Origin of the sequence: Azotosporobacter soli, assembly GCF_030542965.1 — a bacterium.
Lineage (GTDB): Bacteria > Bacillota > Negativicutes > SG130 > SG130 > Azotosporobacter > Azotosporobacter soli.
Map to the genome: position 1 here is coordinate 98327 of NZ_JAUAOA010000006.1, position 21231 is coordinate 119557.

Here is a 21231-nt window from a genome sequence, read left to right on the forward strand (position 1 = left end):
TTCATGATACGCCGTTCAAGTGTGATATGCAAGCAAAAATAATTTAAAAACCGAGCCCCGGCGCCGCGAGTTCCCAGGCATTGTCCTTTTCGCGCCACAGCCATAAACCACCCCATAATCGGCGCGCCGCGTCAAGCGTCAGATAAAGCTCGTTGCCTTTTTTAGCGGCCGCTGCATAGCTGCCTTCGCAGACCACCTGCCCCGTCGCGGCATTGAACACGATCGTTTTCCCGAGCGCCGCGGCAAGGGGCGCGGCAGGCGCCCAAAGCTGACCCTGCACGTTTACGATTTGACCGTTCACGTCCTTCCCGTTGACGCGCAGACGATGCAAGCGCGCAAGCATCGTCTGACGTCCGGCAGCAGAAGAAAGAACGGCCGCCACCTGCGCTTCGCTTAAAAAGCCCTCCACGCCGAGCGCGGCAAGCTGCCGCATGACGTCAAGCACGCTGTTTTCCCCGCCCCGGCAGCCGTAAACATCCGGGTAAACGCCGACCGTGATGCGTCCGTCTGCCGCCGCGCTGACCTTCGTCAATTCATAAACGATTCGGACCGGCGTGCCGTAGTCGACCTGCGGAAAAAGTTCTTCTACATCCGCTTCCTGCATTCTTACGCAGCCGTTTGACACGACGCCGCCAATCTGCCAGGGCGCATTGGTTCCATGAATGCCATACATCGGCGCAAAGCCAAGCCAGCGATAACCAAGCGGATTATTCGGCCCCGAAGCAACCGGACGGCTGCCTTTCGGCGGATACCACCAGGGATTGACCTCTTTTTGAAAGACCGTGAACACGCCGACCGGCGTCGGATTGGCCCTGCGTCCAACTGCGACCGGGTAAGTCTTGACCAGTTTGCCGTCCTTGTACCAGTCGAGCGTCCGGCTGGGGATGTGGACAACTATTTTCTGCCTTGCGCCGACGCTCATCGGCGGCAAAAGAAGCGGCGTCGCCGCCCGCGTTTCCCGCAGCGACAACCCCGCACTTTCCCTCGTCACACTTGGCGGCGGTGCCGTCTGCGGCTCCCGATGCTGCCAAAACCAAAAGCCGCCTCCGGCCAATAAACCTAAACTAACGACCAGCCCCAGCAGCAACAGGCGATTCCAAAGGCGCGCGCGGCTAAAACGCTTGCGCCGGGCACGCGTCGCCCGACGCGAAAGATAAAATTCCTCTTCTTCCTGCAAGTCCGCTGCCCTCCTTTTTCCTGCACTTCTGCTTACCCCTATTCGCCGACGCACGCCCGCCTTCCTGCAATGGACGTCCGAATCGAAAAGAAGAGCCTATCTCTGTATTCGAGACAGGCCCTTCTTCTGACTACAGTAATATCTTAGAGAGCAGGAAACCGGTCGCACAGCCGGTTGCGACGCCGATCAAACCCGGGATGATAAAGCTATGATTGATGATGAACTTTCCAATGCGCGTCGTGCCGGAACGGTCAAAACCGATGCAGGCCAGATCGCTCGGGTACGTCGGCAGTACGAAATAACCGTACGCCGCCGGGAAAAAGGCCACCATAATTTTGGGGTCAACGCCCAGGCTGATGCCCATCGGCGCAATCGCAGCCAACGCGGCCGCCTGGCTGTTAACCAGTTTCGATACCAAGAACAAGACGATTGCATACGTCCACGGCTTTGTCGCCACGACGCCAGCCAAGACTTCTTTTAACAGCTTAAAATGTGATTCAAAGAAAGTGTCCGCCATCCAGGCTACGCCGAAGACGGAAATAACCGCGACCATGCCGGCCTTGAAGATCGCCCCGTTCGGTACTTCCCGCGGCACGACCTTGCAGGCCATCAAGATGACGGCGCCGGCAATCAGCATCAGCATCTGAATCACGAGATTCATCGAGAGCGGTTGAATCTTGCCGGGCGGTCCGAAATGCGGCCGCAGATCGGCAAACGCGCCAAGCACGACGACCACCGCGATCGTGGCAAAGAAAATGCCGGTCGCCCAGTACGCTTCCTTAGGGAACACTTTGTTCAATAAAGTATTCTCCGTGCCGCCGTAAATATATTCCTTCAGTTCCGCATCCTTCAGTTTTTCCTGGAACTCTTCATCCTTGTCCAGATCTTTGCCGCGCCGCAGACTCCAAAGCGCCGCCATTAAAACACCGGCAAACGATGCCGGAACCGCAACAGAGAGCAGTTCCAAAAGGCCGATCGCCTTGCCGAAACCGTGCGCCTGCGCCAAAATCGTAACCATCGAGACGACCGCGACCGATACCGGCGACGCGCAAATCCCCATCTGCGATGCTACCGAAGCGACCGCCATCGGTCGTTCCGGTCGGATGTTCTTATTGATTGCAATGTCATAAATAATCGGAAACATCGTATAAACGACATGGCCCGTACCACACAAAAACGTCAGCGTCCAGGTCGTAACCGGCGCTAAAATCGTGATGTACGATGGATGTTTGCGCAGTAAGCGTTCCGCAAACTGCATCATGACATTAAGACCGCCTGCCGTTTGCAGCACCGAAGCACAGGCAATAACCGACATAATCGTCAGCATTACGTCTACCGGCGGTTTTCCCGGTTGAAGACCAAAACCAAAAGAAAGAATAAACAACCCGATGCCGCTGATCAGTCCAAGCCCCATGCCGCCGAAGCGCGTGCCCAGCAATAGGCAGGCCAGAATCACGATAAACTCTAATATAAGCATGATAAGTATGAATCCTCCTTCGCAAATCCATTAGGCATCTATTTGTACCAAACGTTTGCCTAATGATAGCGCGAAAATTCACATGCTTCCACGTTTTTTAAGTTTTTTAAACGTTACTGTTCATAAACAGTATTTTAATGTTCGCGTAAGACGAGCATTAATTGTGCGTCCTTTACGAGACGCCTTGTTTGTAGCAGCCCTGCGCAAGTGCGCTGTACAATTGTCGCATACGCCGGCTGTCCTGACGCTGCGTCAGATACTCGACGAAATGCAGCGGCCGCTGGTTGGCATCGCGCGCCGTCAGGCCGACTAAGATGCCGCTCGCCACTAAAAAATCCATACTGCAAAACAGAGGGTATGCGTCCTCGAATCGCCCTGCCAAAACAGCTTGTTTAAACAGTTCCTTCACGCTACTCAACCTTTCACTTTCGATTTTGCCCATCCGCGCAGCCGATGAACACTCGTTTCAGATGAAAGATTTCTCTTTTTTCTTGCATTCCCCTGCTCCATTTTTTCATTTTTCTTCAAACTTCGCTTTATGTAAGTTTCTTTTGCTTTTTCGTTATCTGCCGCTTAAAAAACTAAAAGAAAAACCGCTGCAACAGTGTTACGCTGTGCAGCGGTTTGCTCTTTAATATTCCAGATGCTTGGCGGTGACCCGTTTGCGGAAGATCCAGTAACTCCAGCCCTGGTAAATCAAGACGATCGGCACCATCAGCGCCGCCGCCCAGGTCATCAAGGACAGCGTATACGGTGTAGAGGACGCATTGTAAATCGTCAGGCTCCAGTTCGGATTGAGACTAGAGACCATCAGGCGCGGGAACAATCCGGCAAAGACCGCCAATGTCGTCAGGATGATCGCGCCGCCGCTGGCGACAAAGCCGATGCCCGGCCGATCCACCCAACTGCCGATATAGCCGACGAGGAAAACCGCGACTGCGCCCCAGAGCGCCGCAGCAGCCAAGGTACTTTGGAAGAGGTCGGTATTCGAGTAACCCAAGACGACCCAGCTCAAAAACACCACGGCGGTCAGCACGCCAATGCGTCTTGCCGCAGCAATGACCCGCGTTACTAGCGGTCCTTCTTCCAGCTTAAGGCTTAAGAAGAGTGCGCCGTGAAAGAGGAAGACCAGAAGAAAAGCGGCTCCCCCCAGCAACGTGTACGGATTCAGTAAATCAAAGAAAGTCCCCACATATTGCATCTTCGCATTGATCGGCACCCCTTTGATCAGATTGGAAACCGCGACGCCCCAAAGCAACGCCGGCACGGCGCTGCCGATGAAAATGCACCAGTCCCAGCAGCTGCGCCAGACAGGATTCTCATCCTTGCTGCGGAACTCGAACGCCACGCCGCGCAGGATCAGCGCCAGCAGCATCAAAAAGAGCGCCAGGTAAAAACCGCTGAAAAGCGTCGCATAGACGTGTGGAAACGCGGCGAACAGCGCTCCGCCAGCCGTGATCATCCACACTTCATTGCCATCCCAGACCGGTCCGATGGTGTTGATCACCATGCGCCGCTCGACGTCATTCTTGCCGATGAACGGCAAGAGCATCCCGACGCCATAATCAAAACCTTCCAAGAAAAAGAAACCTGTAAACAGAACGCCCACCAAGATGAACCAAATGATGTTCAGTTCCATAATACCGCCTCCTTCTCTTCCGGCACTACCGCTGCAGCAGCATCATCCGGCCCTTTTAAGATGAACTTGCGCGTCAGATATACGGCCGCCATTGCCAACACGCCGTAAATCAACGTAAAACCGATCATCGAAAACCAGATTTCCGCACTGGTCACATTCGTGGAAGCCGCCTGGCTGACTTTTTGCAAACCGACGACTATCCAAGGCTGGCGTCCCGCTTCAGTGACAAACCAGCCGCAGGAATTTGCCAGGTACGGCAGCGGCAGACTCCAAAGCATGATCTTCAAGTAAAGCGGCGTTTCGGCCAATTTATTGCGATACCAAAGCCACAGACCGCTTGCACCGAGCAGGATCATCAGCACGCCCGCTCCAGCCATGATTCTAAAGCTCCAGAAAAGAGGCGTCACCTGCGGAATGTAGTTGCCCGGCCCGTATTTTTGTTCCGAAAGCAATTGCATTTCCTTTATTCCTTTGATTTCACCGGAGGGCTTGTCGTAGACCAACAGCGAGAGAAAGGCAGGAACATTGATTTCAAACGTGTTTTTTTGCGCCTGTTCGTCAATCACAGCCACAATGCCGAACGGCGCCGGATCGGCCGATTCCCAAAGCGCTTCGATCGCCGCCAGTTTCATCGGTTGCTGCTTGCCGACATATTGCGCCTGCAAGTGGCCGCTCGCAGCGGTTGCCAATGCCGCAACCAGCAGACAGGTCAGACTGATCTGCATCGACGCTTTCGCCAAATCCTGGTAGCGTCCCTTCAGAAGGTAATATGCGCTAATCGCGCTGATAAAGATACCGGCGGTAACAAGTCCCGCCAACAGCGTGTGCGGAAATTGTCCCCAAACATATTTATTGGTAAGCAGCGCGGTAAAATCAACCATTTCGGCACGGCCATTTTGAATGACATAGCCGGCCGGCGATTGCATGAACGAGTTGGCGACCAGAATCCAAAAAGCCGAGAGATTGCTGCCAAACGCCACCAGCCAGATGCAGGCGGCATGCAGACGCGGCGACAGCCGATCCCAGCCAAAGATCCACAGGCCAAGGAACGTCGATTCAAGAAAAAAGGCCGTCAGTGCTTCGAGTGCGAGCGGCGCGCCGAAAATATCGCCCATGAAGCGCGAATACTCCGCCCAGTTCATGCCGAAATGGAACTCCTGAACAATCCCCGTCACGACCCCCATCGCGAAATTCACTAAAAACAGTTTGCCCCAAAATTGCGTCATTTTCTTGTACAACGGGTTTCCGGTCCGGACATACATCGTTTCCATAATGGCCAGCAGAATCGACAACCCCAAGGTAAGGGGGACAAAAAGAAAATGGTACGTTGATGTGATGCCGAACTGCCAGCGAGCCAATAACACTTCACTCATCCTTGTTTTCCTCCTTTTTTGCCATTTCTTCCGCCGCGAGGCGGTCAAACGTCACTGCCGTCAAACCGTCGAGCAGCGTTTGCTGCACTCGATCGAGCGCTCGATGCACGGAACAATGATTCGCGCACTGTCGACTGCATTCCGCCGTATCTTCCAGACAGCGCTGGATGGACACCGGCCCCTCCATCGCAGTCACGACGTCAAGCAAACTGATTTCCTGCGGCGCTTTCAGTAATGCAAAGCCGCCTTCGATGCCGCGATACGATCGCGTCAGACCCGCTAAGGTCAGTTGTCGCATGATTTTTTGCAGGAAACGAACCGGAATTCTTTGTTCCTGAGCAATCACTTGCCCGCTGATAATGCTGCCCGGAGGCCGGCAACTCAGATAAAGTACGACGCGAAAACCATAGTCCGTCGCCTGATTCAATTGCATGCTCTACCCCTTTTCATACCGCACCGGTATAGTATTAATTAAATTCTATCGCGCTCTTGCTTTTTCGTCAACTGTTTTTTCTTAAAAAGGCATGCACGAACAAGATTCATGCATGCCTTTTTTTAACGTTGGTATGCTTTGGCCAATGCGGCCATCTGGCTTTGTAAATGCGCGGTCAGATATTCGTCGCGACAGCGCCAGCGCCAGTTTTCGCCGCCCACCGTGCCCGGCGTATTCATGCGCGTATTCGACTCCAGTCGCAGCAGGTCCTGCATCGGAATGATCACGGTGTTTGCATTACCGGCATAGGCATATTCGATCAGCGACCAGCATACCTCGCGCGCGGTAGCATCGGGCGCTGCGCCGACTTCGCGACGGATCGCCTCGGCCAGCAGCGGTTCCTCTTCCATCAGTTCGACGAACCAGCCCCAAGTAGTGTCATTGTCGTGTGTTCCGCTGTACGTCACGCTGTTACGCGGGCAGATGACCGGATGGCAGCGCCCGTTGTCCGCGAGGACAAAGGAAAAGTGAAGCACCTGGATGCCGGGGAAATTGAACGCATGCTTCAGGTCTTGAACCTCCGGCGTGATCACGCCCAAATCTTCTACAATCAGCGGCAGTTCGCCGAAATGATTCTGCACGACGCGGAAAAACTCCGCCCCGGGTCCCTTGCGCCAGTTTCCAACCACCGCGGTCTTCTCTTTGCCGTCCACTTCCCAATAGGCCTCAAAGCCCCTGAAGTGATCGACTCGTATGATATCGACCAGCTGCAGGAGTACGCGAAAGCGTTCACGCCACCAATGATATTCATCCTTGGCCATTTCCGTCCAACGATAATGTGGATTGCCCCATAATTGCCCGGTCGCGCTGAAATAATCGGGTGGTACCCCAGCAACCTTGGCCGCCCGTCCATCCGCGCTCAGTTCGAACAGTTTCTGATTGGCCCAGACGTCGCTGCTGTCATGTGCGACAAAGATCGGCAGGTCGCCGACGATCTGAATGCCTTTCCTGTTCGCATAAACGCGTAGCGCTTGCCATTGGTGGAAAAAGACGTATTGGCAGAAATAATGGTATTCCATCTCCGCCGCCAGTTCCGCGGCCCAGCGCTCCAGCGCCGCTTCATCCCGCTCAGCCAACCCGCCCGGCCACTGCGTCCAGGGCAGGCCGGGAAACTGTTTTTTAAGCGCCATGAAAAGCGCATAGTCTTTCAGCCAGCCATGCTGGTCCGCAACAAACGACACATAATCATCCGGCATCGGATGCTTGGGAAAGCTCTCGTACGCCTTGCGCAGCAGCGTTTCGCGCAGCGCTGCAGTGCGGTCAAAATCGACGCGGTCTGGATCGAATTCCTCGCTCGTCTTTAGGTCGCTGCTGCTCAGCAAGCCTTTACTGACCAAGCGGCCCAGAGAAATCAAGAGCGGATTGCCGGCAAAAGCCGAGGGACACTGATACGGCGACTGCCCGAAACCGACCGGATTTAGCGGCAGCACCTGCCATAATTTTTGCCCGGCCGCATGCAGAAAATCTACGAATTCATAAGCCTCTTTTCCCATATCGCCGCTGCCGAATTTTCCCGGCAGCGATGTCGGGTGCAGCAATACGCCGCAAGCGCGGTCAAAGCTGCATTTTTCCAATTGCAGCAAGACCTTGCCTTCCAGTGGCTTTAGCGTAAGCGTGAGGCAACCGCCTTCGATCTTGTACTCGCTGCTTTCATCCAACAGGTCTTTCATGCTGCCGCGACACCAGCTGCGCAGATCGAGCTTGACCGTGATCGCACTCAAGACATGGCGGTTAAGCAGGATCAGCGCGGTATTATCGTCTCTCACCTGGCCGAAAGCATCCCGCCCGTTGACGATTTGACGCACATAAGCGTAGACGTCTTTATGCGCGGGCAGCGAGACCCATTCGCCTGTCCTAAAGACCGCATAACGGTTGCGCAGCGCCACGATCAGCTTGTGCCAATCGAGCAGTTCCTCGTGTTCCTTGCCCCAGGGATAAGTTCCTCTGTTGAACGGATCCTTAAAGCCCTCCAAACCGACTTCATCGCCGTAATAGATCGACGGCACACCAGGAAACGTCATCTGCCAAATGAGCAAGAGTTTCAAGCGCGCCATCGCCAACTTTCGTCTGACGAGCGGCAAACGGTATCTCGACTGTTCCAGACTGGTCAGGCTGTCCTGTTCCGGCGCTTCGCCGAGCAGCGTCATGATGCGCGGCACGTCATGACTGCCGATTAGGTTCATCAGCGCATAGAATATCTCTTTCGGATAATTTTCATACAGACTCATCAGCAGGCGGTGCGTCTGTTTCGCATCGGCATGCCCGAGCAGGAATTCCATCACCGCTTTGCGAAACGGATAATTCATCGTACTGTCCAGTTCATCGCCGTGCAGATATTGACGCAGCTGCCCATAGCTATGCTTGCGCGACGCATCTTCCCACACCTCGCCAATCAGGACGGAGTCGGGATCGGTTTCCTTCATCACGCGGTGAATCTTCTTGATGAACATATCCGGCAGTTCATCGGCTACGTCGAGTCGCCAGCCTTTGGCTCCCAGCTTGAGCCAATGACGGATGACGCTGTCCTGATCTTCGATAATGTAATCCATATAGGACGGTTCGAGTTCTTCGACATTCGGCAGCGTGTCAACGCCCCACCAGCATTCATATTTATTCGGATAATCGTAGAAACGATACCATTTGTAATACGGCGACTGCACGGACTGATACGCGCCCGGTCCCGGGTAGTGTTCGTCCTTATTGAAGTAAATGCTGTCGCTGCCGGTGTGGCTGAAGACGCCATCCAAAAGGATGTAGATGCCCATTTCTTTCGCGGCTTCGCATAGTTCTGCGAACTCTTCATTGTCGCCGAGCATCGGATCGATATTCTTGTAATCGCCGACATCATAGCGATGATTGCTCGGTGAAGCGAATATCGGATTCAGATAAATGACGCTGATGCCCAGCTCTTTTAAATACGGCAGACGTTTGCGGATCCCTTTCAAATTGCCGCCGAAAAAATCATACGCAACGATCCGTTTCGTTTCCGGATCCCGCACATAATACGGCGTGTTATCCCAATGCGAATGAAGCAGGCTGCCCTGTTTCGGATTCTGCACCTTGCCGGACGGTTCACCGTTGCAAAAACGATCCGGGAAGATTTGGTACATGACCGCGTCTTTGTACCAATCGGGCGTAGCCAACGCAGGCATATGCACCGAGATTTGAAAAGAGGCCGGATCTTGCTCCCAGACCTGGCCAACGCCGCCCAGCAGGTCGGCTTGGTTGCCGTAGTAAATCGTCCGCTCGGCATTCGTAATAATGAAATAGTACCAAAGCAGGCAGGGTTGCTCCGGCAACGTCAACCGCACTTCATAAAGGCGCTTTTGCTTGCCGTCTTCTTTTAAGATGAGCGGCAGCAGTCTCTCACCGACGCCGTCTTGCCAAATGCGCAGCTTTACTTCTTTCGTCTTCAGCTGCGTCGCCACTTCAAGGCGCAGGATTACGACTTCGCCGCAGGGTACTGCGCCAAACGGACTGCGGTAAAAGCCGACCTGCGAATCGTGCATGATTTGTTCGCTTTTCATCCGGACACCCCCTAGTCTTGCCTGACATCTTCTTTGATGTGCAAAGAACACAGAGCGAAGGAAAGCGCAAAAAGCCATTGTCCTTTTCCGACTGCCCATCTCTGTGTTCTTTTATTTCTCACACGCTTACTTTTTACCTGCGATTTCCGCATAGACTTCCTGGTACTGCCTGGCCGACTCTTGCCAGCTGAAATTGCGCTGCATCGCATTCTTGATGATCTTTTCCCAGGTAGGCCGGTCTTCATAAAGCTCGAGCGCCCGCTCCATCGTTTCCATTAGCTCATGCGCATTGTAGTTGGCGAAGCTGAAACCGGTTCCTTCGCCGGTATGGCTGTTGTAAGGCGTCACGGTATCCTTCAGGCCGCCGGTTTCGCGCACGATCGGCAAGCAACCGTAACGCATGGCGATCAATTGTCCGATGCCGCATGGCTCATAGAGCGACGGCATCAGGAAGAGATCAGCGCCCGCATAGACTTGCCGCGCCAGGCGATCGTCAAAGATGATGTTGGCCGACAGTTTTCCGGGGAATTGCCAGGCCAGATATTTAAAGAAATTTTCATAGCGCGCTTCGCCGGTTCCGACGACGACAAACTGTACGCCATATTTCTCCTGACCGGTCTGGCGCAAATGCTTCACCATGTCATTCAGCGCATATTCTACCAGATCCATGCCCTTTGGCCCGACCAGCCTTGAAACCACCGCAATCAGCGGCACGTCCTTGACCGGTAACTTCAGTTGCTGTTGCAGCTTACTCTTATTCTCGCGGCGTTTTTCGATGCAGCTTGCATCATAGTTGACAAAAAGCGCTTTGTCGACGGCTGGATTGTAATCATCATAATCAATACCATTCGTGATGCCGCTCAGATCTTCCCGACGCTTACGCAATAAGCCGTCAAGCTGCTCGCCGTAAAACGGATCCTGAATCTCCTGCGCATAGGTACGGCTTACCGTCGTGATGCGATCGGCGTAGGCCAGACCGCCCTTCATATAGTTGACCGCATCGAAAAACTCGAGACCGTCCGGCTGAAAATACTGCCACTCGAGTCCCAAGATATCCGCCATAACCACCTGCGGAAAAACGCCTTGATAACGCAGGTTATGCACCGTGAATACGGTTTTTACGCCTTGATACTCGGGACGCTCGGCATAATTCGCCTTCAGCAGTACCGGCACTACGGCCGCATGCCAATCATGGCAGTGCAGGACTTCGGGCATGAAATCGATCTTGTCGAGCCCTTCCAGTACCGCACGACTGAAAAAGGCGAAGCGCTCGGCATCGTCGCCGTAGCCGTAAAAGCCATGCCGTTTGAAGTAATATTCATTGTCGACAAAGTAAAATGTGATGCCCTGATATTCGAGCATATAGATGCCGCAATATTGTTGGCGCCAGCCGACCGGCACCGTGAATTCGGCTTTTAACGTCATCTGTTCCTGAAACGAAGCAGGAATGTCCTGATATTTAGGCAGGATTACTCTGACGTCGAGACCTTTCTGACGCAGCTCTTTCGGCAGGGAGCCTATCACGTCTCCCAAACCTCCCGTTTTGGCGAAAGGAACCGCTTCGGCGGCCACAAACAGAACCTTAGTCATCTCAGATCACTCTCCCCTTTTTGATTACCAGCGGATAATTGCTCTCTCCCTTCAACTGTTTACCGGCCGTAACGCGAACCGATTTATCGCAGATGACATTATCAAGCACTACGCCCGCTTCAATCACGCCCTGTTGCATAATGATGCTGTTTTTCACATAGGCGCCTTTATGCACCTTGACTCCTCTAAACAAAATGCTGTTTTCCACGCGGCCTTCGAGATGGCAGCCGCCGGCAACCAATGAATTGGACACGTCCGCTGTTGCCCCGTATTTGGACGGCGGTTCGTCCTTAACCTTCGTATAAACCAAACCGCTCTTGAAAAACAGTTCGCGCCAGATGGCAGGCTGCAACAGCGCCATGCTGTGCTGAAAATAGCTCTGCAGCGAAATGATTCGCCCGACATAGCCCGGATGATGAAAACCGAAAATTTTCAAACGCTGACAATTTTTAATCACGCAATGCTTAATGAAGTCATAGTCGCCGCGTGAAATGCATTCGTTGATCATCTCGACAAGCAGTGCTTTTTCCATCACGAAGACTTCCATCGCCATCTTGCGGCAGCCTTTGATCGCTTCAAATTCGCGGATGTCGGTCACCCGTCCTTCGGCATCGGTTTCCAAAACATGTGACTTGCTGCAGTCCGCAGCGTCGCAATCCGCTTCGCCGTACATCGCGGTAATATCGGCGCCGGTTCGTTTGTGAAATTCCAGCACCTCGCGAAAATCGAAATTACAGATCATATTGGCGCCCGAAATCACCACATACTTTTGCCGGCTTTGCGAGATATAATCCAGATTCGCATATAAATTCTCCACGTCGCCGCGGTGCATCTGCATCGGCAATTTAGAATATGCGGGCGGCAAAATAAACAGCCCGTCCCGCTTGCGCGCCAGATCCCACTCTTTGCCGGAGCGCAAATGATCCATCAACGAACGGTATTTATGCTGGATAAAAATCCCCACGTTATCGATACCGGAATTCACCATGTTCGACAACGTAAAGTCGACGAGACGGTATCGCCCGCCGTAAGGAACTGCCGCCAGCGGTCTGACCCTCGTAATATCGCCCAAATAATCTTCCGCTTCATTCATGTTGATGATGCCCATCATGTCCATCATTGCTTCTCCCCCCCACTGCCGCCGTCCTTATTTGTACGATGTTCGACCGGAAGGCCCGGCTTTTTTACGATTTTTAAATGTTGGGGTGGCATTTTAACGATTTCATTTGGCGCCATTTTTACCGGCATTGATCCCCCTGCGTTCAGGTCGTCGTCCTCTTCTTCACTGCTGCTGCGGCCGGTCGATAAATTGGCGGTCACCTGGCTGTGCGCCGGTACGATGATGTCCCCCGACACGACAAGAATCTCCTGCCTGCCGTCCTGGCACGGCGCACCGATCTGCGCTCCCGTTCTGACCAGCGTCTTGCGACCGACGATTACCTTGTCAATGCTGACCTGATCTTCGATATGCACGCCGGCCATGATGATCGAGTTTTTTATTTTCACCCCTTTGCCGATATAGACATCGGGAAATATGATCGAATTTTCCACTTCACCAAATACCATACAGCCTTCGCTGACAATCGAGTTCTTGACTCTCGAGCCGGCCGCCATATAATGCGGCGGTCTTGGCGGGTTGACGGAATAAATCCGCCAAGACCGGTCATATAGGCGTAATGCGGAGTCTTCATCCAAAAGGTCCATATTGGCTTCCCAGTAGCTTTCAACGGTCCCGACATCCTTCCAGTAGCCACTGAAGGGGTAAGCCACCATTTTCATGTTTTCACGCAGCATTTTCGGAATCACATCTTTGCCGAAGTCGTGACTCGAAGCCGGATTTGCCTCGTCTTCGAGCAGCTGGCGGCGTAGCGCCTTCCAGTTGAAGATGTAGATGCCCATCGAAGCGAGATTGCTTTTCGCCTCTTTCGGCTTCTCTTCAAACTCGACGATCCGCTTCTCCGCATCGGTGTTCATGATCCCGAAACGGCTGGTTTCTTCCCAGGGAACCTCGATAACGGCGATCGTCGCATCCGCTTCTTTCGTCACATGGTATTCCAGCATCAGCGAATAATCCATCTTATAGATATGGTCGCCCGACAAAATCAGGACATTCTCCGGATTGAAACGATCGATGAAATTCAGATTCTGACAGATCGCATCGGCCGTCCCCTTATACCATTCGCCGCCTTGCTCTTTGACGTACGGCGGCAGGACAAACACGCCGCCATGCTGACGATCGAGATCCCAGGCGCTGCCGATGCCGATATAACTGTTCAAGGCCAAGGGCTTATACTGCGTCAAGACGCCTACCGTATCGATGCCGGAATTATAACAGTTGCTCAGCGTAAAATCGATGATGCGAAACTTGCCGCCGAACGGCACGGCCGGCTTAGCAATCTTTTGCGTCAGGATGCCGAGCCGGCTTCCTTGCCCTCCCGCCAGCAACATGGCCATACATTTCTTCTTATGCATAGTCTGCCTCTCCCCTCACCTTAATCTATTGCATTTCCTTCATCTCTTAGCCCTTCTGCTTTTGGGCCCGCAAATACAACGTTGCGAGCGGCGGCAGTTTAAGGCGCAGAGAATAGGGCTGGTTCTGCCACTTTAGTTTTTCGGCCTGCAAGACTTCGTTCGTCTCACCTGCACCGCCGTATTCTTTACGATCGCTGTTGAAAACTTCCTCGTAAGAAGCCAGTTCCGGCACACCGATCCGATAATCATAACGCACTTCGGGCGTGAAGTTGCAGACGACCAACAAGGTCTCTCCGGTCTTTGGCGAACGCCTGGCAAAAACGATGATGCTTTGCTGGTAGTCGCTGCAATCAATCCAATAAAAACCGCTCCAGTCAAAGTCTTTTTGCCATAACGCCGACTGCCCCCGGTAAAAATAATTCAAATCCCGGCAATAGGTTTGCAGACGATGATGCATCTCGTGTTCAAGTAAATGCCAGTCCAAGCTGGCTTTGTCATCCCACTCGATAAATTGGCCGATTTCGCCGCCCATGAAGAGCAGCTTTTTGCCCGGATGCGCCAGCCAATAACCATAGAACGCACGCAGATTGGCGAATTTCTGCCAGTAGTCGCCGGGCATTTTATTGAGCAGGGAGCGCTTCCCATGCACCACTTCATCATGCGACAACGCGAGAATATAGTTCTCGGAAAAAGCGTACATGAAGGAAAACGTCACCAACTGATGATACCATTTGCGATGGATCGGATCGGTCTCCATATAGCGCAGCATATCGTTCATCCAGCCCATGTTCCACTTGAAGTTGAAACCGAGTCCGCCGGTGTCCGTCGGCCACGATACCATCGGCCACGACGTCGATTCTTCCGCCATCATCAACGCTTTCGGATAGTATTGAAAGATGATCGCGTTGAGATGACGGAGAAAGGCGATCCCCTCCAGATTGCCGTTGCCGCCGTAGCGGTTCGGCAGCCATTCGCCGTCTTCGCGCCCATAATCCAGATAGAGGATATTGGAAACGGCGTCAACCCGAAAACCATCGATATGATAAACGTCCTGCCAGAAGATCGCATTTGAGATCAAAAAACTTTGCACCTGCGTGCGGCCGTAATCAAAATTAGACGTTCCCCAGCCCTGGTTCTCCCCTTTAACGCTGCATTCCGGCTCATAACAATGCGTGCCGTCAAAGAGGCGTAGACCATGATCGTCCTTGCAAAAATGCCCCGGTACCCAATCGAGGATCACGCCAAGACCATGTTGGTGACACTTGTCTACCAGATACATGAAATCTTCCGGGCTCCCGTAGCGACTGGTGAAGGAGTAATAGCCCGTAGCCTGGTAACCCCAGGATCCGTCAAACGGATGCTCGACGACCGGCAACAGCTCGATATGCGTGTAGCCCATTTCCGCTGCATACGCCGGCAGCAAATCGCCGATATCGCGACAATTCAGCGGCTCTCCCTCCGGCGTGCGCCGCCAGGAACCGAGATGCACTTCATAAATGAGCATCGGTTTTTCATACGGGCTACTCTCTTGCTTTGCCGTCTGCCATTCTTCATCGTTCCATTCATAGTTGCCGAGTTCATAGACAACCGAAGCGGTCCCGGGGCGCATTTCCGACCAGAACGCATAGGGATCGGATTTCAGCCAGCGCCAACCGTCCGCCTTTTCCACATCATACTTGTACTGCACGCCCGCTTCCAGCTCCGGTACGAAGAGGCTCCAGAGTCCGGCCCCCGCCACTTTGCTCATCACATGCCGTTCGCCGTTCCACGCGTTAAATTCCCCTACGACCCGCACGGATCTGGCGTTGGGTGCCCAGACAACGAAGCGGACGCCCTTTACGCCTTTTTGCTCCAGCAGATGTGCGCCAAGCAAGCGGTAACTTTGATAGTTGCAGCCTTTGTTAAACAAGTAGATCGTTTCCTTGTCAAGGGGTGCCGGTTTAAAAACCATCTCACCGCCTCCTTTGCAGTTTGCCGCACGCGGCATTATTTCTAAAAAAACGATCGTCGCAGCGATTTTTAGCTATGACCGGCTATTTTTTCCGCTTGCCCAATACATTGACCGGCCAGATCTTCCAGATATCTTCCGCGTATTCCATGATCGTCCGGTCACTCGAAAAGATGCCGGAGTTTGCAATGTTTTGCAAGCTCTTTTTCGCCCACGCGTCCTTGTCGCGATAAGCCAGATCAACATCGCTCTGTGCCTTCGCATAGGCGGAAAAATCCTTCAGCACGAAGAATTCGTCATTGTTATGCAAAAGATAGCTGTACAGCGGCTGGAATTCGCCGCGGTCGACGCCGAGATAATCGCTCGACAGCTGCTCCATCACCGTCTTGAGACGCAGGTCGTTGTTATAGACATCCCAGGCGTTGTAGCCGCCGCGGTTATAGTAGTCAAAGACCTGGTCGCTCGTCAGACCGAAGATGAAGATATTCTCGTCGCCGACCTCCTGGCGTATCTCGACGTTCGCGCCGTCCATCGTCCCGATCGTCACTGCGCCGTTCATCATGAACTTCATGTTGCCGGTTCCGGACGCTTCTTTGCTGGCCGTCGAGATCTGCTCGCTTAGATCGGCACCGGGGAAGACGACTTCACCGAGCGAGACGCTGTAGTTCTCAAGGAACAACACCTTCAATTTGTCCTTGATGCGTTTGTCATTGTTGATTTTCGCCGCCATCGTGCAGGCGAGTTTGATCGTCTGTTTAGCGATGTAATAACCGGGCGCCGCCTTACCTGCAAAGATAAAGGTTCGCGGCACAATATCGAGATCCGGATTTTCTTGCAGACGGTTGTACAAATCCATGATGTGCAGCAAATTCAAAATCTGCCGCTTATACGAATGGATGCGCTTAATTTGAACGTCAAAGAGCGAGTTAGGATCGACCGTAACACCGTTCTGGTCTTTAATGTATTTTGCCAGCGCCTTCTTGTTGTTTTGTTTTACGCGGCGCAGTTGCTCAAGCACGCGCTTATCATCCGCATGCTTGCTCAACTCTTTTAAATCCATCGGATTATAGACCCAGGTCTCGCCGATCGTTTCATTGAGCAACGCGCTTAGTTTAGGATTCGCCTTCACCAGCCAGCGCCGGTGCGTGATTCCGTTGGTCTTGTTGTTGAATTTGCCGGGATAGAACTGGTTGTAGTCGGCCATGATGTGATTCTTCAGGATATCGGTATGGATCGCGGCCACGCCATTTACGCTGTAACTGCCGACTACCGACAGGCGGGCCATGTGAATGAGGCCGTCCGCAATGATCGCCATATTGGCGATGCGATCCCAATTGCCCGGATACTGTTTCCATAACTCTTTGCAAAACTGCTCATTAATCTCATGCACGATCATGTAGATGCGCGGCAGCAGCTGCTTGAACATATCGATCGGCCATGTCTCGAGCGCTTCCGGCATGATCGTGTGATTGGTGTACGAGATCGTACGGCGCGTGATGTCCCAGGCCGCATCCCAGCCTAGTCCCTCCTGATCCATCAGCAGACGCATCAGTTCCGGCACGGCGACCGCCGGATGCGTGTCGTTGATATGGATCGCGACCTTGTCGGGCAGCAGGCGGATGTCTTCGTATTTTTTCTTGAAGCGGCGCACAATGCTCTGCAGACCGGCGGACGTGAAAAAATATTGCTGCTTTAGACGCAGCAGACGGCCCTCGTAAAAATTATCCTGCGGATAGAGGATTTTAGAGATCATGCCGACGGATGCGCGGTACTCCATCGCCTGCAGATATTCGCCCCGGTTGAACGAAGCCAGATCGAATGTGTCATTGATCGATTCGGCGTTCCAGAGGCGCAGCGTATTGACATTATTGTTACGATAGCCAATGATCGGCACGTCATATGGAACGGCTGCGACTGCTTCATAATTCTCATGTATGCAGTTCAAGCGTCCGTCCTGCTCCTCCATCCGGATATTGCCGCCAAAATGCACTTCCACAGCCTTATCCGGCTTTCTAAACTCCCAGACATAACCGTCTTTTAGCCAGTTGTCCGGCAGCTCCGCCTGGTTATTGTCGAGGATCCGCTGTTCGAACAAGCCGTATTTGTAGCGAATGCCGCAGCCATGTCCCGGCAGCTGCAGCGCCGCCAGTGATTCCATGAAACACGCCGCCAAGCGCCCCAAACCGCCATTGCCAAGCCCCGGATCCGGCTCTTCCTTCTCCAGTTCTTCCAAACTGATACCAAGCTCGCTCAGAGCTTCCTGGCAGGTCTCTTTCAGTCCCATGTTGATCAGATACATATCGAGGAATTTGCCGAGCAGGAACTCCATCGAGAAATAATACATTTGTTTCTCTTCTTTTTCCGTGTACTGATCGTTGCTTTGCACCCAATCCATACTGATGTTGTCACGCATAACGCGCGCCAACGCGACATATTTATCGGTCACGCTGGCGTCACTGATGCTTTTGCCAAACATGGACTGCAACTTGGTAACGAAGGCCTCTTTAAACGCTTCTTTATTTCTTAACATTACATCGTCCCCCTACCTGTGAAAATCTCGTCCAGCAACCAAGGTCTTGACTGACTTTCTTCCGTCTCTTGCTTGGCAAATCCTGCCTGCATCCGTTATTTTTGCAATTTTCAATCATTTTTTAATTATTTTAACTTTTTTCGCTACTCCTGCGTCAATTGCTGATACAAGCTGCAATATTCCTTCACCGGCTGCTGCCAGCTGTTATCGCGCTTCATCGCATTGCGCACGATCTGTTCCCACGCCTTGCGGTTGCCGTACAGGTCGACCGCCTGGCGCACGGCAGCGATCATCTCCTGCGCGTCATAACGCGAGTAAACAAAACCGCACCCTTCGCCGGTCATCGCATTGTAAGCCGCGACCGTATCGGTTACCTTACCGCAACCGCGCACCACCGGCAGACTGCCGTAGCGCATCGCGATCAGCTGCGACAAACCGCACGCTTCGCTGCGTGAGGGGATCAAGAACAAATCCGACCCGGCATAAATCCGCCGCACCACTTCTTCTTCGCCGCTTTCCAAAAAGACCAGCTTGCCGCGATAGCGAAGCGACGCCTCCGTGAGTCTGAGCCGCTCTTCGATTCCGCCGTATCCGGCAATGACCAACTGGATGTTCAGCGCCATCATTTCCGCCAGTACAGGCAGCAAAAGTTCGAAACCCTGATCTTTTTCGCCGCGCGACACCATACCGACCAACGGGATATCGCCCCGCACGGGCAGTTCCAACGCCTCTTGTAAATCCAGTTTGTTCTGCAGCCTTTTTTTCAGCGCGCGATTATGGTACTGCGCATAAATGTAGGGATCACTGCTGGGATTGTATTCCTTATAATCAAGACCGTAGGGAATGGCGCTTATTTTCGGTAGCGGCATTGCGGCAAGCGGCGCCGCCTGGGCAACCGCAGTCATTTCGCGGATGCCGCTTTGACTGACCGTCGTCAACTGGTCCGCCATCCGTATCCCCGCCTGCAGGAACGTGAAGCCGCCTTCTTCCTTCAGACCGAGCGCGTTCACCTTCTCCGGCGGCAAACCGAGCATATCTTCGAAGAAATCGCCGGAAACAGCTCCTTGAAAGCGAGCGTTATGCACTGTGAACACGGTTCGCATGCTTTGATATTCCGGCCGCTGCCGGTAAAATTCCTGCAGCATCACGCCAACCAGCCCGGTATGCCAGTCGTGGCAGTGGATGACCTTCGGCCAAAACTGTAAGAGCGGCAACGCTTCCAGAACGGCGCGGCAAAAGAATGCGTAGCGCTCGCCGTCATCCGCATAACCATAAACATCCGGCCGGTCGAAATAATAGTCATTGCCGATAAAATAAAAGCTAACGCCTTCATGCTCAACCTGTTCAACTTTCGCAATCTGCCTGCGCCAACCGAGTTCCACCGTGACTTCGCCGAGCAGCTTCGCCTCCAACGTGAGGCTCTGGTAACGCGGCATGATCACCCTGACGTCATTCCCTTTGCGCCGCAGCTCCTGCGGCAAACTACCGACGACGACGCCTAAATCGCCGACTTGGCAAAACGGAGCAGCTTCGGCGGCCGCCAATAAGATACCTTCCATCTTTGATCCACCTCTTTTTCGCCGCCTGACAGCGGTCGATGTTCTGATTCAAAAGTAGACTGTCAATATCTGTCTTTCGACATCTTACTTTATCTTCCTTTAATTAGAGACATTTCTTCTTTTTTCTCACGCTTTTCTCTTACACTTTCTTTCTTTTTATCTGCCAAAAGCCGCTTTATTGCAACTTTTTCTTTCCAATTTTTGCAACAATCTCTGATATGCAACGATCACTTCATCGAGCCGCCGACTGGCTTCGAGCACTTCCATGCTGGCCAGCCCTTTTTCATCAGCCAGGCGGTGCAATTGTTTCCGGCGGCAGTCGATCTTCCGTTCCAGTACGCCAAAATTCACTAAACAATCCCTCCTCGCATCCACGCTCTTGCACTTCGTCAGAAACGATTCTCTATGCAGTAATTTGACGGATTCCCTTTTTTTTCCTGCCGCTTTTGCCGTTTTTTTAAATTAAAGAAAGACGGACGCGCAGCTTTTCGCTGCGCGTCCGTCTTTCTTGCGCCTTCATTTCTTTGCTTCTATTTTTCTTCGCGTGAATAAGGAATTCCGACCGCCGCCGGAGGCTGCGTTTTACGCACTACGCCAGCCAGTACGAATAACGTGAGCAGATAAGGCAGCATTTTAATAAACTGATACGGAATAATCTTGTTTTGCACGACCCGCAGGCTGAACGCTTCGGCAAAGCCAAAGAGAAAAGCGGCCGTCAACGTGCCGAACGGTTTCCAATTGCCGAAGATCATCGCCGCGAGCGCGATGAAGCCTTTTCCCTGCGTCATGCCCTCGACGTACATTCCCGTATGCTCAATAGCCAGATACGCGCCCGCCAGACCGGCAAAGGCCCCACTGATCAAAACGCCGCCGTAGCGGTACCATTGCACCTTGACGCCGAGCGTATCGGCCGCCAGGGGATTTTCACCGACCGCTTTCAAGCGCAGACCGAAAACTGTGCGTTCCAGCACCCAATACGTGACGAAGACCAGCGCCAAACCGAGGAGGATGATCGGCGAGACGCCAGCCGCAAGCGGCCGGAAAAATTCGATATTCGCCAGAACAGGAATATCAATGTGCGGCAAACTTTCGACATGCGGGCTGGTCGTCGCCATCCCATACAGCGCGATGCTGAAAAAGCGAGCCAGGCCATAGGCCAGGATATTGATCGCCACGCCCGAAACGATTTGGTCAACGCCATAGGTAACCGTAACGAACGCGTGCACGAGCGCCATCAGCATCGCCATGCCGATTGCCCAGATGACACCGACTTCCGGTCCGCCATGCAGCGATCCGTATGCCCCCCAAAAAGCGCCGGTCAGCATCATGCCTTCCAAGCCTATATTCGTTACGCCGCTGCGCTCCGAGTAAATGGCGCCGATACCGGTGATCAGGATCGGCATCGTCATGCGCAGCGCTGAGGCTAGCATTTCCATGATATCCATC

General features: G+C 53.2%; 15 protein-coding genes. All 15 read right to left on the bottom strand.

Annotated features, from left to right (window positions below; genetic code table 11):
• Positions 1-43 precede the first annotated feature (43 nt).
• The 15 genes from QTL79_RS07785 to QTL79_RS07855 all read right to left on the bottom strand — a co-directional run bounded on the left by QTL79_RS07785 (position 44) and on the right by QTL79_RS07855 (position 21230).
• Positions 44-1177 (bottom strand): L,D-transpeptidase, encoded by a 1134-nt coding sequence (locus tag QTL79_RS07785; RefSeq protein WP_346354397.1) that lies wholly within the window; start codon positions 1175-1177, stop codon positions 44-46.
• A gap of 130 nt (positions 1178-1307) precedes the next feature.
• Positions 1308-2654, bottom strand: a complete 1347-nt coding sequence (locus QTL79_RS07790; protein ID WP_346354398.1) for an anaerobic C4-dicarboxylate transporter — start codon at positions 2652-2654, stop codon at positions 1308-1310.
• 172 nt (positions 2655-2826) lie between these two features.
• A complete protein-coding gene (locus tag QTL79_RS07795) occupies positions 2827-3063 on the bottom strand; it encodes a hypothetical protein (protein ID WP_346354399.1) in 237 nt (78 codons plus the stop codon).
• 222 nt (positions 3064-3285) lie between these two features.
• Entirely contained in the window at positions 3286-4293 is a 1008-nt protein-coding gene (gene cydB / locus QTL79_RS07800) for a cytochrome d ubiquinol oxidase subunit II (RefSeq protein ID WP_346354400.1), read from the bottom strand.
• Positions 4284-5666, bottom strand: a complete 1383-nt coding sequence (locus tag QTL79_RS07805; protein ID WP_346354401.1) for a cytochrome ubiquinol oxidase subunit I — start codon at positions 5664-5666, stop codon at positions 4284-4286. Before QTL79_RS07805 ends, cydB begins: the two co-directional genes overlap by 10 nt.
• On the bottom strand, positions 5659-6099 hold the full coding sequence (locus QTL79_RS07810) for an RrF2 family transcriptional regulator (protein WP_346354402.1): 441 nt from the start codon (positions 6097-6099) through the stop codon (positions 5659-5661). Before QTL79_RS07810 ends, QTL79_RS07805 begins: the two co-directional genes overlap by 8 nt.
• Positions 6100-6221: 122 nt before the next feature.
• Positions 6222-9686, bottom strand: coding sequence for a bifunctional glycogen debranching protein GlgX/4-alpha-glucanotransferase (locus QTL79_RS07815; protein WP_346354403.1), 3465 nt, complete (start codon positions 9684-9686; stop codon positions 6222-6224).
• Between the two features lie 126 nt (positions 9687-9812).
• The gene (glgA, locus tag QTL79_RS07820) at positions 9813-11276 is read right to left on the bottom strand and encodes a glycogen synthase GlgA (RefSeq protein ID WP_346354404.1); all 1464 of its coding nucleotides are present in this window, start codon (positions 11274-11276) and stop codon (positions 9813-9815) included.
• A gap of 1 nt (position 11277) precedes the next feature.
• Entirely contained in the window at positions 11278-12396 is a 1119-nt protein-coding gene (gene glgD, locus QTL79_RS07825) for a glucose-1-phosphate adenylyltransferase subunit GlgD (protein WP_346354405.1), read from the bottom strand.
• A complete protein-coding gene (locus QTL79_RS07830) occupies positions 12393-13748 on the bottom strand; it encodes a glucose-1-phosphate adenylyltransferase (protein WP_346354406.1) in 1356 nt (451 codons plus the stop codon). The genes glgD and QTL79_RS07830 overlap by 4 nt, the downstream gene beginning before the upstream one ends.
• Positions 13749-13794: 46 nt before the next feature.
• Entirely contained in the window at positions 13795-15699 is a 1905-nt protein-coding gene (gene glgB / locus QTL79_RS07835; RefSeq protein WP_346354407.1) for a 1,4-alpha-glucan branching protein GlgB, read from the bottom strand.
• Positions 15700-15781: 82 nt separating this feature from the next.
• A complete protein-coding gene (locus QTL79_RS07840; protein ID WP_346354408.1) occupies positions 15782-18226 on the bottom strand; it encodes a glycogen/starch/alpha-glucan phosphorylase in 2445 nt (814 codons plus the stop codon).
• A gap of 143 nt (positions 18227-18369) precedes the next feature.
• Positions 18370-19785 (bottom strand): glycogen synthase, encoded by a 1416-nt coding sequence (locus QTL79_RS07845; RefSeq protein WP_346354409.1) that lies wholly within the window; start codon positions 19783-19785, stop codon positions 18370-18372.
• 156 nt (positions 19786-19941) lie between these two features.
• On the bottom strand, positions 19942-20136 hold the full coding sequence (locus QTL79_RS07850; RefSeq protein WP_346354410.1) for a Spo0E family sporulation regulatory protein-aspartic acid phosphatase: 195 nt from the start codon (positions 20134-20136) through the stop codon (positions 19942-19944).
• Positions 20137-20315: 179 nt separating this feature from the next.
• Positions 20316-21230: an ABC transporter permease gene (locus tag QTL79_RS07855; RefSeq protein ID WP_346354411.1), complete on the bottom strand. Its 915-nt coding sequence runs from the start codon at positions 21228-21230 to the stop codon at positions 20316-20318.
• Position 21231: the final 1 nt, after the last annotated feature.